Source organism: Bacillus litorisediminis (assembly GCF_022808645.1).
In the GTDB taxonomy this organism is placed as follows: domain Bacteria; phylum Bacillota; class Bacilli; order Bacillales; family JC228; genus Bacillus_BF; species Bacillus_BF litorisediminis.
Genome location: NZ_JAKZKT010000030.1, coordinates 11,789 through 25,913 on the forward strand (window position 1 = coordinate 11,789; position 14,125 = coordinate 25,913).

Sequence of the window (14,125 nt, forward strand, 5' to 3'; positions counted from 1 at the left end):
GGTGAAACAGAGGGAAACAGAGGGACGGTTCTTCTGTTTCATTCTTACTGCCTCTGAAACGCAAGAACCGTCCCTCCGTTTCAAAAGTTAAGGAAATAATCATATTGACAAGCCTAATAATGACAATCAAACTTTGAAATATAGCGAATCGGAACAAATCGGATACGAGGGAGAAATCAATATGATCTTACACTTAGAAAATGTTTCATTGCGACGGGGAAATCAGTGGATCTTGCAGGATATCAATTGGCGCGTGGAAAATGGAGAACACTGGGTATTATTAGGATTAAATGGTTCAGGGAAAACGTCGATTTTAAATTTGCTTAATGCGTATACCTTTCCAACCAAGGGAAACATGAACGTTCTAGGATTTGAGTTTGGGAAAACGTATCTGGCAGAACGGCTTCGAAAAAAGATTGGGTATGTTTCCTCCGCGCTTCAGCAAAAATTTCACCCCGGCGACAACGCTTTTGAAGTGGTGTTAAGCGGTGCATTTGCTTCCATCAGTCTTTACGAAGATCCGACCGATGAAATGAGAAAAAAGGCGGTCAAGTTACTACAAGAACTCGGATGTATCAGCTATGCCAATAGGGAATATGAAACTCTTTCCCAAGGCGAAAGACAGCGCGTTCTTATTGCTCGTGCATTAATGGCTGATCCTTCAATGCTGATTCTGGATGAGCCCACAAGCGGGTTGGATTTTATCGCCCGTGAACAATTGCTGGAATCGGTTGAGGAACTAGCGAAGAAACACGATGCTCCTACTATCATCTTTGTAACCCATCATGTCGAAGAGATTTTACCTGTATTCAATAAAGCCTTATTGCTAAAAGAGGGACGTGTTTTTGCAGCAGGGAACACTCGTGAGATCATTTCTAGCCAACAGCTTTCCGAGTTCTTTGAGCTTCCTGTTGATGTAATCTGGAATCACAACCGGCCATTGCTTTCGAAATTACAAATGGTAAAAAAATAATGAAAAGAGTAAGCCATCTATTGAAAAGATGACTTACTCTTTTTTATTCCTTCATATGAAAAACATCTGTCGACGTCACCATAAGCTCTACAATTTGCTTGGCCATATATTCAGGAGGGGTCCGGAAATCTTCTTCAATCCAGCGGATAATGACACCAGCAATTCCATGAGCCCGGTAAATATAAAACCACCTTGGATCAAGCTGGGTTCCTTCAGGAAGCTGGTATTCATATTCGGTTATGAATAAGTCTTCAATCGCATTTGCCATTTGAAATCGAAAGTCAACACGAATATGGTTACTTAATAATAATTTAAAAAGCTTCCCATTTTCTTTAAAATACGAAAACAATGTAATATCTTCCGTATTAAGTTCTTTTATATTTATTTGTTTATAGTTTTTATAAGGTTTTCGAATTTCCTCTATCATTTCCTCGAGAACATCATGAATAATTTCATCCAATAGCTCTTCTTTTGTGTGGAAATTGTGATAAAAGGTGCCCCGGTTGTAATTGGCTGCACGGACAATTTCAGAGATGGTAATCTGAGCAAATGGCTTTTTATATAACAAATCTATAAAAGTTTGTTTTAAGGCCGTTTTTGAACGCTGAATTCGTTTATCGATGAAGTCTTGCATGTTTGTTCACCTCATATCTAGTATGTTGGAAGCGGAATACTTCTGCAACTTTATTGTACAAAATCGATGCGATTGTATAGTAATGAACATTTCTATATAGGCTGCTCATTGAGAGAGATTTTCTTTCTATATAGTAGGGATGTAAACGAATTAATCACTTAATAGGGGGTATTACTATGACATTCCCAGTATTAGAAGGTAAAGTAGCCATTGTTACAGGTGCAGCTATGGGTATGGGAGAGGCCACAGCGAAGCTTTTTGCAGAAGCAAAAGCAAAGGTTGTGATTGCTGATTTCAATGAAGAAAAGGGAAGAGCTGTCACGGAGGAAATTATTGCAGCAGGTGGAGAAGCAGCTTTCGTTAAAGTGGATATTTCAAAATCAGATCAAGTCCAAGCAATGATAAAATTTGCAGTCGATACATTCGGAAAATTGGATGTTGCTGTAAATAACGCGGCTTTAACTCCTGATGATAAACTAGCGTCAGATTTTGATGAGGAGTATTGGAACCGACTAATAGCAGTGGATTTAACAGGAACAGCACTTTGTATGAAATACGAATTACAGCAAATGAAAAAACAAGGTCATGGTGGATCTATTATTAACATTTCATCAGTTAGCGGCTTCCGACCGCAGCCACAAAACATCGCTTATGTGGCAGCCAAACATGGTGTAGTTGGGATGACAAAAGTAGCAGCCATGGAAAATGGTCCGTTAAACATTCGTGTAAACTCAGTGGCTCCTGGAGCTATTGATACTCCAATGCTTCGCGGAGCATTAGAGCAGTTCGGCTTCACAGAAGAAGAATATGCTCCGCAATTAAGCTTATTAAACCGCTTTGGTCAACCAAGAGAAATTGCTCAGGCAAGTCTATGGCTAGCTTCTGATGCATCTTCCTATGTCACGGGTACAACGATTCATGTGGATGCAGGTTATACTTCACGATAAAAGTAATCGACAGGGCTGTTGAAAATTCTCAGCAGCCTTTTTATATTAGTTACTCTAGTAATTCAAAATGAATATCAAAAACATGCCATAAAAATAAAAACATGATTCCCGAGAGGATCCAAGCAATAATAGGACGTTTATAATGAATGGCTAGAATAGAAAACATCACAATATCAAACAAAAGGGACCACCATATATTCCACCCATGATGGTAACTAATCATTCCGAGCCATTTAGAGATTTTCTCGATCAAAACGAATAAAAATGCCCACATTACAATGTATAGAACTTTTTTAATTCTATTTTGATCTTCAGGGTAATGAGACAGAAAAAGAAAGGTCAAAATCGGAAATGAAGTGAAACTCTTTAAAAATTCAATACTCATTCTGGTAGGCAGAAGTTCTTGTTCAAATGTATGCTCAAATCTCCACATGGGATAGTCTTTAAATAAAAAACCATATAAGAGGTTCCCGATTACCATAAACAGCATAGTCGGGTAATATTGTTTCAGATTGTTCCATTTTCCCCATTTCAACGAAATTAGAAAAAAAACGATAGGATAAATAATTTGCATATAATTCCCACATTTTCATTATTTTTTTCTAGATTTCCCGGTTATTAAAAACATATTCCCTTTAATTTGCTTGATTGACATCAGCCAAATTATTCTCGGTTAACTATAAACATGCATAGATAAGTGAGCAAAAACAAATTATAAATTTAAAATTTGTAAATCGGTGCGTGATCAAAGTGGAAAGTCATGCAGTCATTAATGAAATGATTGAAGCTTTTACGAATTATCGCCATGCTCATCGTGTTTTGATGGAGACCTGGTATAAAATGGTTTTTCTTACACCACTGTGGTGGGCTGGATTACTTTTGGGCATTATTCCTTGGCTTGTCTGGTGGAAGTTTCATAATAAAAATGATACCGGAGACCTTTTTCGTGCAGGCTTATTTATGGGAGTTATCGCTTTAATATTAGACTCAGTGGGTGTTCAATTAGGGTTATGGGTGTACCCTTATGACGTACTTCCTTTTTTTCCCGGATATTTACCTTGGGATCTTACTCTTTTGCCTATAACCGTAATGTTTTTTCTAGAAATAAAACCGAATTGGCTACCTTTAAAAAAAGGATTTATTTTTGCAATCATTGCTGCATTTATAGGTGAGCCATTGGCAATTATGTCCAAACTATATCAACCTTTAGGTTGGAACAGTCTTTATTCTTTCCCCATATACATAGTGTTATATTTGCTGAGTGAAAAAATCGCAAGAGGAAAAGCCTTTAATTCTAAGCTTTAAAAAGTCAATTTCCATAAGTTTCCAAATGAAATTGACTTTTTTAATTTACTGCTGTCAAGATAGAATACATAAAGCACAAATTATTAGAAATAATATCCTTATCCATATTATTGACACGATATCGGATGTGGGCTCATGTGGTATTTAACATTTGGAACAGTGTTGGTCTTTTTGGTCATTATTTATTTTATGCCCAAAAGAATCACGAGAAAAGAAATGTATATAACCTGGTTTACAATTGCAGCTGTTACACTATTTGTAGATTTAATAATCGGGGTTTCTTTTGATGCATACGATTTTGGAATAGATAAAGAACCTAGGGTTCCAGAGACAATAGTTCAGGTTACCTTAACACCTTCAGCTAGTATTATTTTCCTCAATTTTATGCCTCAAAAGCGGGGGAGTTTTTTTTGGTATGTGTTAGCATGGACAATTTTTGCCTTGATTTATGAATGGGTATGTTTACAAATGGGTTATATAAGCCATAAAAATTGGAAACTCCTGTATTCAATCCCCTTTTATCCAGCGACCAGCTATTTCTTAAGATGGCATTTGCATTATATTAGAAAGAATAAGTAGGCTTAATAATTCATTTAAAAGTACATATTAATAAAAACATACAGCCAAGAATGATTTGGCTGTATGTTCCATTCCTATTTTTTCTTCCGAACATTATCATTGGGTGAGTCACCGGTTCCATTTTTCGCCTTACTATTTGGCGTTCCATAAATTTGATTATCTTGAGTGACCTTATTGCCCTCTAAAAAATTATCCTTTGTTTTCATTTTTTTCATCTCCTATGATTGTGTCTCCGATTTTGGGTACATTGGCTGGTTTGGATTGAGCCGGTTCCTTTTCATATCCATGTGCATTAGTAGCTGTTGACATTAAAGGCTGTCTGACAAGATCTTTTTCATCAATTGGCATTCTTTACTCCTCCTTCTAGCTTTCCTATTTTTTGTATAGTGGAGAGGAAATATACAATAGGAACAATTTGGAGAAGGTATTAATTTTAATGAATGGATAAAACAAAGATTTGGGAGCAATATATAATTTGTGAAAAAAAGCAACTAGGAGGAATTCATATGGCTCAAATCGATACGAATAAATTAAAACAAGCAGAGGCTGCTTCAGCCATTGTAAAAGACATGATTACTTCAGCTATTGAACAATCGGCAGCAAACCCCACTCTTTGTGCCGAAGCATTAAAGACAGCTTCTAATGAAGTTACACAAATCCAAACTCTAATAAATGATGTTCAATCACAGCTTCAAGCCTAATCTTCTGAAAAAATCAGAATGGCAGTGAATAACATTGTAATTTTTCATGAATCGAGGTAAAATATCAATACAAGCTGCTTTGCTCGTGGTCATAATAAAGTTTTTACCTTATGAGCTGTTAAAGGGAGTTTTAAATCGAAACTGGAATGACAAATTTCCGTCTACACGACAAGGAAAACAGGCAGGAAGGTTTCTGCGAACACCCACTTTGAGGAGTGGTGGTTAAAAACTTTCTTATTCGGATACGGCAAAAGCGGCTGCATACATGAAGACTAACCAGTTTCCGTTTGGAAGCTGGATTTTTGTGTTTATTGGTATTTTTTTGAGCTTAGGAACTTCGAACCGAACAGAGGCAGAAAATGAAAAAGCGTGACCACCCATAGCAGGTGTGTCACGCTTCCTTACATTGAGCAGACTCGATTTTACACTAACACTAAAAAATTTTCTACCGTTAAAGCAGAAACTCCTAATGCAGTGGAAAGGGTAGATAGTTCTGAGAAATTAATGTTCAAATCATGCTGCTGGTACCACAATGTATGAGTCTCCATTTTTTGTTTTAAAGGTTTAATCAGCCACTTTTTGGCAGAAGCAAGCCGATTGCCGATAATAATTTGTTCTGGATTAAAAATGTTTATGATGTTAGTTACACCAATACCTAAATAGTTGCCGATATTTTCAAATAAACGAATGGCTAACTGATCACCATTTTCAGCTAAGGATAAAATGTCTTCAAGGGTAAGGGATTCCTTTAAACTAGTTTTAATGTTTTGTTGTTTAGCAGCATTCAGTAATGCTTGTTCCGAAGCATATAACTCCCAGCATCCTTCGTTGCCGCATCGGCATTTCAATCCGTTGGCTTGGATTGTCATATGTCCCATTTCACCAGAAAAACCATTACTTCCTTTATAAAGTTTACCGTTAAGAATAAGTCCAACACCAATTCCAATCCCTGCACTTACATAGACAATATCTTCAGAGTTTTTTCCTGCTCCAAATTTCTTTTCACCATATGCACCGGCATTCGCTTCATTTTCAATGATGATCGGGATATTATATTTGCTTTCTAATATTTTTTTGAACTCTACATTTTTCCATCCCAGGTTTGGTGCTAATAAGATTTCGCCTGTATTGCTGACAGTACCCGGAACACCGACTCCGATCCCAATAATTCCATATGGACTGGAGGGAGCAGAAGCAATGAGGTGATCGATGGTTTCATATAACTTGCTCTCGATTTCTTCAAATGATAATTGATTGTAGTATATCTTTCTTTCACAATAGATGTTTCCTTGCAGATCTGTCAGTATCCCAAGCAAATAATTGACACCTAGGTCAATTCCTATAGAATACCCTGCATCCTGATTAAATAGAAGCATTACCGGCCGTCTGCCGCCGCTAGATTCACCAGGGCCAGATTCTGTAATTAACTTTTCATCTAAAAGCTCACTAACCAAAGAGGATACGGTTCCTTTATTTAATCCTGTTCGTTGTGCGATATCTGCCCTTGAAATAGGTGAGCTATTAATGATGGTTTCAAGTACTAATGATTTATTCCCTTTTTTAACAACAAATTGATTCCAAGTCTGATATACATCAATATTCATTGTAGTCTCCTTTTAATATTTCTTTTAAAACCTTTTAATGAGGAATGGGAAAGATCAGCACACTTTTAAAACAAGTATCATTTATTTTTTAAAATACGGTTTTACGAACTTATTATTTCATTATTATATCACCATTTCCGGAGTGCTGAATCTAGGTTAAATACATAAATTTTCATAAAGAGCAGGGACTAACCAAATTTCTGAGCGGAAAATTTTTATTTAAAAAAATACGGATACCCACTTTCCCATTTTATTTTTATATTTCTATTATAATCTTTGTTTGTCCAGTAGACAAACAAGGTTTAGTTTGCTATTCTAAAGATGTAGTTCGGAAAGCGGTTACAATATTCTAAGGGGGATATGTATGTTAAGAAAGAAAGCACATGGATTTTGGTTTTCAGTATTAGCCGTCTTTATGCTGATTCTATCAGGATGTTCAGGTGGAGGCAATGAAGAGGCTAAAAATAGCAATGGGGATAAAACTATTACATTTATGCATCTTTGGCCAGAGGGAAGTTCAAAGGATCACTATGAAATAGTTAACAAAATCGTCGAACAATTTGAGAGTGAAAATGAAGGTATTAATGTTGAATTAGAAATTCTTGGGAATGAGCAATATAAAGAAAAGTTAAAGGTCCTATCCTCATCTAAGAAACTTCCTGACGTTGGAATGACTTGGGCAGCAGGTTTCTTGACACCTTATGTTGAAGGAAATTTATTTGCTCCTTTAAATGATCTTTTGGAAGATGGATTACAAGATCAATTTGTTTCCGGTACAACTGAGGCTTATGCGATCGATGGCAACACATATGGACTTCCGCTAGAATTAAATATCGCACCTATTTTCTATAATAAAGCGATTTTCGATGAGTATGGGCTGGAAGTACCTGAAACATACGAAGATTTTAAAAATGTAATTCAAACATTGAAAGACAACAATGTTGCACCTATAGCTCTTGGCAATAAAGACCGTTGGACAGGATCATTATGGTATATGTATTTAGCAGATCGAATTGGCGGTGCTGAAACTTTAACTAACGCCATTAACCGAACTGGGTCTTTCGAAGATCCTGCATTAATTAAGGCAGCGGAAGAAATTCAAAACCTAGTTGATATGGGTGCCTTTGCAGAGGGCTATAATGCTCTTTCAGACCAAGAAGCAAAAAGCTTATTTATGAATGGTCAGGCAGCTATGTATCTAATTGGATCATGGGATTTGCCAAACTACACAACCAATACGGATGTCCCGCAAGAATTTAGAGACTCTGTCGGATTCTTTAACTTTCCAACTGTTGAAGGAAACGGTGATTTGAATAGTTGGGTTGGAGGACCTGGAGTAGGTCTATTTGTTTCTGAAAATTCAAAGGTTAAAGAAGAAGCAAAGAAATTCGTAAAATATTTTGTTGAACAATGGGGCCAACAGGCCGTAACTGATGCAGGAGTAATCCCGGCAACAAAGGTAGATACTAGTTCTGTTGATCTGCCAGCTATGTATATTGATGTTTTAAATAAATTAAATGAGGCTAGCAATATAACATTGTTTGCAGACGTGCAAATGGATCCAAATGTTGCACAAGTGCATCTAGATGCAATCCAAACATTATTTGGAGGAGAAATGTCACCTGAAGATTTTGCGTCGGTGCAAGAAGATGCATTAGCTAAGGGTGAATAATAAAGGTAATATCAATTAATTTAATTAGACTATTTGGCAAAGCTGTCGAAAAAACATTTCGGCAGCTTTTTTTCTAAAAAGCGAATCAACTTTGTTTATCGACTAGACAAACGAAAAAAAGTTTGCTATTCTATCTTTGCTTGGTTATAAATAATTCTTGCAGATGTTTTTTACTCGCAAAAGAAAACGGTTACAAATGTCGGAATGATTGAAAGTTTCTATTAAACTATTTTTTTACTCATGCAATAAAAAAGGAAAACTGTTGAAGCAGATTGACTAGGGGTGGTAAGGGATATGAATAAAGTGATGTCCAACAAGTTAATTATTGCGTTATATACTCTTCCTGCACTAATTCTGATCGCTTTCTTGATTTACATTCCACTTGCACTGACCGGCTATTATGGCCTCATGGAGTGGGATGGAATAGGCGAGATGAAGTTTATCGGGTTAGAAAATTACATCAATGTTTTAAAAGATGAAAAGTTTTGGGAAAGTACAAGCCATTCTTTTTTACTGGCCATTTTTTCAACTGTTAGCTTAGCTGTTTACCTGGTCATTTCTTTAGTATTGGCATCTAAGATAAAAGGGGCTGGCCTGCTAAGGAAAATCTATTTGATTCCCATGTTACTGTCTTCAGTTGCCATTGCTCAGCTTTGGATTAAGATTTATAACCCTGCAAATGGTATTCTTAATAGTTTGCTTAAAGGGATAGGCATTGAGAATCCCCCAGTCTGGTTAGGGAATCCTGAGATTGTATTGTATGCAATATTTATCCCGATTTTATGGCAATATGCTGGTTTCTATATTTTGATTTACTATGCTGCTTTGAAGAACATTCCGGACTCTCTTATAGAAGCGGCCAAAATAGACGGAGCTTCTGCTTTTCAAATTGCTTATAAAATAAAAATTCCTCTCATTAAGGGTGTTATAAAAGTGACAGTGGTCCTGGCGATTGTAGGGTCATTAAAGTATTTTGACCTCATCTGGGTAATGACCGGCGGAGGACCTAGCGGAGCAAGTGAAGTTATAGCTTCCTATATGTATAAAATGGCATTTAATAGCTATGATTTCGGTTACGGAAGCGCCATTGGCTTTTTATTGTTAATCATTACTTTAATTGTTACCGTATTCATCCGCAGGCTGACTGCATCAGATAATGACACACAATATTAGAAGGGGGGAGCTTTCATGAAACGAATCGGCTACACAATTCTCTATTGTATTCTCGGACTTGTTGCGGTGTTTCAAATTTTTCCGCTCGTTTGGCTCGTATTATTTTCATTAAAGGATACTACAGAAATATTTGCTTCTGCGCCATTATCATTTCCAGAAGAATTAAAATGGGAGAACTACGTTAAAGTTTTGCAAAGCGATGTCGGAATCTATTTCTTTAATAGCGTATGGTATACGTTAGTGGCAATCTTTTTTACGGTATTACTGGCAAGTATGGCTACTTTTGCAATTACAAGAATGCGCTGGAAATTAAGTTCGTTATTTTTAGGTTTATTTATGATTGGCTTAATGATTCCGGTTCACTCTGCCTTGATCCCATTGTTTAAAATGTTTTTAAGTGTGGAGTTAATTGATAACCCTATTTCAATTATTCTTACGTATATAGCCTATAATTTGCCTATAACTATCATGATACTTTTAGGTTTTTATTACACGTTGCCGCGAGAAATAGAGGAAGCAGCTATTATTGACGGCTGTTCAGTCCATCGCATATTTTTCCGTATCGTTATGCCTATGACCATGCCTGTCATGTCAACTACGGTTATTATCAACATGATATATAATTGGAATGAATTTGTATTTGTGAATACATTTATCAGTTCTGATCAGTACAAGACGTTAACTGTAGGAATACAAAACTTTATTGGACAATATTTGACTGACTGGGGAGCAATAGGTGCAACATTAGTGATTAGTATTTTTCCGATATTAATTGCATTCCTATTCTTTAGCAACAAAATCGTAGAAGGTATTTCAGCCAGCGCTGTAAAAGGATAATCGATGAGTGCTCTTGCTTTGTAAGTAAAGCTTTTAAATAAATCGATAAAAAATGTAGCTGAGGTGGATGAATATGGCAACTATTCGCAATCCAATATTAACTGGTTTCAATCCAGATCCAAGTATTTGCCGTGCGGGAGAAGATTATTATATTGCTGTCTCCACATTTGAGTGGTTTCCAGGTGTAGGAATTTACCATTCACAGGATTTAAAAAATTGGCGTCTCGTCTCAAGACCGCTTAATCGATTAAGTCAATTGAATATGTTGGGGAACCCTGATTCAGGGGGAATCTGGGCACCGGCTCTTTCTTATAATGACGGGAAATTTTGGCTCATTTATACAGACGTCAAAGTAACAGAAGGAAGATGGAAGGATTGCCATAATTATCTTGTTACGTGTGATACAATTGATGGCGATTGGTCGGAACCCATCTATTTAAACAGTTCAGGCTTTGACCCATCCTTGTTTCACGATGATGACGGAAAGAAATACTTAGTCAATATGATGTGGGATCATCGTGTAGGCAATCACAATTTCTATGGAATTGTCCTGCAGGAATATAGTGTTCAGGAAAAGAAGCTGGTGGGCAAACCTGAAGTTATTTTTAAGGGAACAGATATAAAGCTGACCGAAGCGCCACATTTATATAAAATCAATGGCTATTATTACCTTTTAACCGCAGAAGGCGGTACTAAATATGATCACCAGGCTACGATTGCCCGTTCAAAAGATCTAAGAGGACCATACGAGGTTCATCCTGAAAATCCATTAATCACGTCAATGCCTTATCCAAGAAACCCGTTGCAAAAAGCGGGTCATGCTTCTATTGTTCAAACACATACCAATGAATGGTTCTTAGTACACTTAACGGGAAGGCCATTGCCAAGAGAGGGCCAGCCGCTGCTTGATCCAAGAGGATTTTGTCCCTTAGGAAGAGAAACAGCAATTCAGCGGTTAGAATGGAAAAACGATTGGCCATATGTAGTGGGCGGCAATCAGCCTTCGCTTGAAATTCAAGGACCGAATATGGAAGAAGTAAAATGGGAAAGAGACTATCCAGAAAAAGATGATTTTAATAGTGATACTTTAAATTTGCATTTCCAGACACTGCGAATTCCATTAGGAAACGATATACTTTCATTAACAGACAATCCGGGTCATTTGCGGCTATATGGAAAAGAATCTCTTACCTCAAAGTTTACACAAAGCTTTGTGGCAAGACGCTGGCAGCATTTTAATTTTACCGCAGAAACGAAAGTAGCTTTTAATCCCAACACTTTTCAGCAATCTGCAGGTCTCGTGAATTATTATAATACTCAGAATTGGACTTCTCTGCAAATTTCGTGGAATGAGGAAAAAGGCAGGATTCTAGAAATTATGACATGTGATAATTTCACTTTTGGGCAACCGCTATTAGGAAAAGAAGTTGCGATTCCTGAGCATATCAAATATGTTTTTCTGCGGGTAGAGGTCAAAACGAATACTTATCAGTACTCTTATTCCTATGATGGGCTCACTTGGACTGTGATACCGATCCAATTTGATTCCTATAAGCTATCTGATGATTATATTCAGGGCGGCGGGTTTTTTACAGGTGCATTTGTAGGAATGCAATGCCAAGATACATCTGGCCAGAACCAATATGCTGATTTCGATTATTTCGTATATAAACCGGAAGAAAAATAATAATAAAACAAACCACCTTTGAAGGTGGTTTTTGTTTTGTTGTGTTATAAAGATTTCAACGTATAAGAGAAAAGCAGTTCCCTTGTTAAAAGATGAATGATTCTAAGCGGTTTTCTTTTTATTCTCGATTTTATGAAAGGCATGCAGTGAAAGCCACATGGTGATAAACGCATAAGTGCTTCCGCCAAAAATAAAGAATAAAGCGGGTATTTCCCTCATAATGAAAAAGACGGATACAAGGCTAATGAGTATAAAGAGATTATGCAAGGGATGAATCAGCATAATGAGAAAAGCGTTTTTAAATAAAGGCAGTATCTTTAAATCAAAATGCACAAATGCAGGGAAAATGTAAAAAAGAAACAATATCAACAATAATATAAAAATAAATAATGGATAGTAAGTGATCCTTAAAATGTCAATCCCATTGGCGTACATGTAAAAAATATCGACCCCAATCAATAAGATGATACCGCCAACAAAAAGACCAAGTAAGTTACTTTTAAAAAATTCTTTTTTATAATAGGTTAAAAAGGTTTGAAAAACAGGTATATCTGATTCTCCCATTAACCATTTACGGATAATAGCAAACATGGAAACGGTCGCCGGGAAAAATCCAAGTATCAGACCGCCCGTTAAAGTAAAAACGATCCATAGTAAATTGAGGAAAGCAAACCTTGTTACCCATTCCATCATACGGTATAAAACTCCACTAGTCGGGTTCATAAGGATCCTCCTGATTCCGTTATAAATTATGGAAAGACGAAATGAACATCAGAAAATATCGTTTCCTGTCATTATAGTATAAAGATAATAGTAAAAAGATAAAAGAAAGGATCAACCAAATCGTTCTCTCCTCTACTCTTCCACAGAGAAGGCAAAGACGGTTTTTGATTGGTAAGTTTCATAGGGTGCTAGTATAATGGACGGAAGCTGTTGATTATAGAAAGAAATCGGATGGTTTTGTGTTTCCAGACAGAGCCCTAAATATTTTTGGGATTTACTTTCTTTTAAATCAGCTTCTTGATCTAGATTATTACCAGTATATAGGACCATACCTGGTTCATCGGTGAGAACCGTAAGCCTTCGCCCGCTTTGTTGTTCTTTAATTTCTACCGCATTATTCCTGTTATGGTTAAATAAGAAGTAATGATCATAACCATTTCCAGCGATCTTATTTTGTTCATGATTCGAATTGATTCCATCTTCAATTTTTCGCCAGCTTCTAAAATCAAAAGGCGTATTTTCAACGTTTGCAAAGTTCCGAGTCGGAACCATTTTTTCTTCTAATAATAAAAATTGATCACTATCTATTTTGACTTCATGTTGTTCAATCGTCCTTTTTAAGTTTCCGCTTAAATTAAAATAGGTATGATTGGTCAAAGCAAGCGGAGTCGGTTTATCTGTAATACCATGATAACTAATTATAAATTCATTAGTATCGGTTAATTCATAAGTTACGGAAACATTTACAGCTCCAGGATATCCGTCTTCTCCGTCAGGACTTGTGTGAGTCAGCTCGACCCCAATAGATGAATCTGATTCAAATACCCGAGTGTCCCATAATACTTTATGAAATTGAGTTTTTCCTCCGTGTAAATGGTGAGGCCCTTCATTCGAAGAAACTGTGTATGTCTTGTTATCAATCGTAAAAGTTGAATAGGGAATTCTTCCGGCAACCCTGCCAATGATGGCACCAAGATAGGCAGGATTTGCAAGATAGTCTTGATAATTTTTATAACGAAGTACAATATTCTCAATATTTCCATTTCGATCCGGAGTTCGAATATCGGTTATGGTACCTCCGTAGTTTAGAAAACTAATTTCTATATCATTGTGATTGGTTAGCGTAAACGCTTTCCAAACTACATCCTTAGATAGTTGAATTTCTTTAGTTATTATTTTCATGTGCTCACATCCAGTTGTTTTAGTAAAAAATATTGTTTAAAAAATTATACACTAAACTTTGTTTATTTGATAGACAAACTAAGTATGCGGTGGTAGAATTTAAATGTA

The 14,125-nt window shown here is 36.4% G+C and carries 16 protein-coding genes and 1 other RNA gene; 10 read left to right on the plus strand and 7 right to left on the minus strand.

What is annotated here, in order from left to right; genetic code table 11:
• The first annotated feature begins 181 nt into the window (after positions 1-181).
• On the plus strand, positions 182-973 hold the full coding sequence (locus tag MLE14_RS15045) for an ABC transporter ATP-binding protein (protein ID WP_243299241.1): 792 nt from the start codon (positions 182-184) through the stop codon (positions 971-973).
• Between the two features lie 43 nt (positions 974-1,016).
• Here MLE14_RS15045 and MLE14_RS15050 read toward each other — a convergent pair whose 3' ends face one another.
• Positions 1,017-1,607 carry a TetR/AcrR family transcriptional regulator gene (locus MLE14_RS15050; protein WP_243299242.1) on the minus strand — a complete coding sequence of 197 codons (591 nt, stop codon included), beginning with the start codon at positions 1,605-1,607 and terminating at the stop codon, positions 1,017-1,019.
• Positions 1,608-1,783: 176 nt separating this feature from the next.
• On the opposite strand from MLE14_RS15050, the gene MLE14_RS15055 reads away from it, so the two are divergent.
• The gene (locus tag MLE14_RS15055; protein ID WP_243299243.1) at positions 1,784-2,554 is read left to right on the plus strand and encodes an SDR family NAD(P)-dependent oxidoreductase; all 771 of its coding nucleotides are present in this window, start codon (positions 1,784-1,786) and stop codon (positions 2,552-2,554) included.
• 49 nt (positions 2,555-2,603) lie between these two features.
• Here the strand turns inward: MLE14_RS15055 and MLE14_RS15060 are convergent, their stop codons facing one another.
• Positions 2,604-3,128 (minus strand): CBO0543 family protein, encoded by a 525-nt coding sequence (locus MLE14_RS15060; RefSeq protein ID WP_243299244.1) that lies wholly within the window; start codon positions 3,126-3,128, stop codon positions 2,604-2,606.
• A 203-nt stretch (positions 3,129-3,331) separates the two neighbouring features.
• Between MLE14_RS15060 and MLE14_RS15065 the strand changes: the two genes are divergently transcribed.
• Positions 3,332-3,859 (plus strand): CBO0543 family protein, encoded by a 528-nt coding sequence (locus MLE14_RS15065; protein ID WP_243299245.1) that lies wholly within the window; start codon positions 3,332-3,334, stop codon positions 3,857-3,859.
• A gap of 135 nt (positions 3,860-3,994) precedes the next feature.
• Positions 3,995-4,438 (plus strand): hypothetical protein, encoded by a 444-nt coding sequence (locus tag MLE14_RS15070; RefSeq protein ID WP_243299246.1) that lies wholly within the window; start codon positions 3,995-3,997, stop codon positions 4,436-4,438.
• A 74-nt stretch (positions 4,439-4,512) separates the two neighbouring features.
• Here MLE14_RS15070 and MLE14_RS22495 read toward each other — a convergent pair whose 3' ends face one another.
• A complete protein-coding gene (locus MLE14_RS22495; protein WP_279326448.1) occupies positions 4,513-4,644 on the minus strand; it encodes a hypothetical protein in 132 nt (43 codons plus the stop codon).
• Entirely contained in the window at positions 4,628-4,786 is a 159-nt protein-coding gene (locus MLE14_RS15075) for a hypothetical protein (RefSeq protein WP_243299247.1), read from the minus strand. The genes MLE14_RS22495 and MLE14_RS15075 overlap by 17 nt, the downstream gene beginning before the upstream one ends.
• Before the next feature lie 158 nt (positions 4,787-4,944).
• Between MLE14_RS15075 and MLE14_RS15080 the strand changes: the two genes are divergently transcribed.
• Together MLE14_RS15080 and ssrS are read left to right on the plus strand one after the other, a co-directional pair.
• Positions 4,945-5,139, plus strand: a complete 195-nt coding sequence (locus MLE14_RS15080; RefSeq protein ID WP_243299248.1) for a hypothetical protein — start codon at positions 4,945-4,947, stop codon at positions 5,137-5,139.
• Between the two features lie 68 nt (positions 5,140-5,207).
• Positions 5,208-5,403: non-coding RNA, 6S RNA (gene ssrS / locus MLE14_RS15085), on the plus strand.
• Positions 5,404-5,561: 158 nt separating this feature from the next.
• On the opposite strand, the gene MLE14_RS15090 is transcribed toward ssrS, so the two are convergent.
• Positions 5,562-6,743, minus strand: a complete 1,182-nt coding sequence (locus tag MLE14_RS15090) for an ROK family transcriptional regulator (RefSeq protein WP_243299249.1) — start codon at positions 6,741-6,743, stop codon at positions 5,562-5,564.
• 364 nt (positions 6,744-7,107) lie between these two features.
• Here MLE14_RS15090 and MLE14_RS15095 point away from each other — a divergent pair, with 364 nt between their 5' ends.
• From MLE14_RS15095 to MLE14_RS15110, 4 genes are all read left to right on the plus strand, one after another.
• The gene (locus tag MLE14_RS15095; protein ID WP_243299250.1) at positions 7,108-8,415 is read left to right on the plus strand and encodes an extracellular solute-binding protein; all 1,308 of its coding nucleotides are present in this window, start codon (positions 7,108-7,110) and stop codon (positions 8,413-8,415) included.
• Positions 8,416-8,709: 294 nt separating this feature from the next.
• A complete protein-coding gene (locus MLE14_RS15100) occupies positions 8,710-9,588 on the plus strand; it encodes a carbohydrate ABC transporter permease (protein ID WP_243299251.1) in 879 nt (292 codons plus the stop codon).
• Positions 9,589-9,603: 15 nt separating this feature from the next.
• Positions 9,604-10,425 carry a carbohydrate ABC transporter permease gene (locus tag MLE14_RS15105; RefSeq protein WP_243299252.1) on the plus strand — a complete coding sequence of 274 codons (822 nt, stop codon included), beginning with the start codon at positions 9,604-9,606 and terminating at the stop codon, positions 10,423-10,425.
• A 73-nt stretch (positions 10,426-10,498) separates the two neighbouring features.
• Positions 10,499-12,112 carry a glycoside hydrolase family 43 protein gene (locus tag MLE14_RS15110; RefSeq protein WP_243299253.1) on the plus strand — a complete coding sequence of 538 codons (1,614 nt, stop codon included), beginning with the start codon at positions 10,499-10,501 and terminating at the stop codon, positions 12,110-12,112.
• 102 nt (positions 12,113-12,214) lie between these two features.
• On the opposite strand, the gene MLE14_RS15115 is transcribed toward MLE14_RS15110, so the two are convergent.
• Together MLE14_RS15115 and MLE14_RS15120 are read right to left on the minus strand one after the other, a co-directional pair.
• On the minus strand, positions 12,215-12,835 hold the full coding sequence (locus tag MLE14_RS15115; protein WP_243299254.1) for a YesL family protein: 621 nt from the start codon (positions 12,833-12,835) through the stop codon (positions 12,215-12,217).
• 132 nt (positions 12,836-12,967) lie between these two features.
• Positions 12,968-14,017: an aldose epimerase family protein gene (locus MLE14_RS15120; protein WP_243299255.1), complete on the minus strand. Its 1,050-nt coding sequence runs from the start codon at positions 14,015-14,017 to the stop codon at positions 12,968-12,970.
• Between the last annotated feature and the right edge of the window lie 108 nt (positions 14,018-14,125).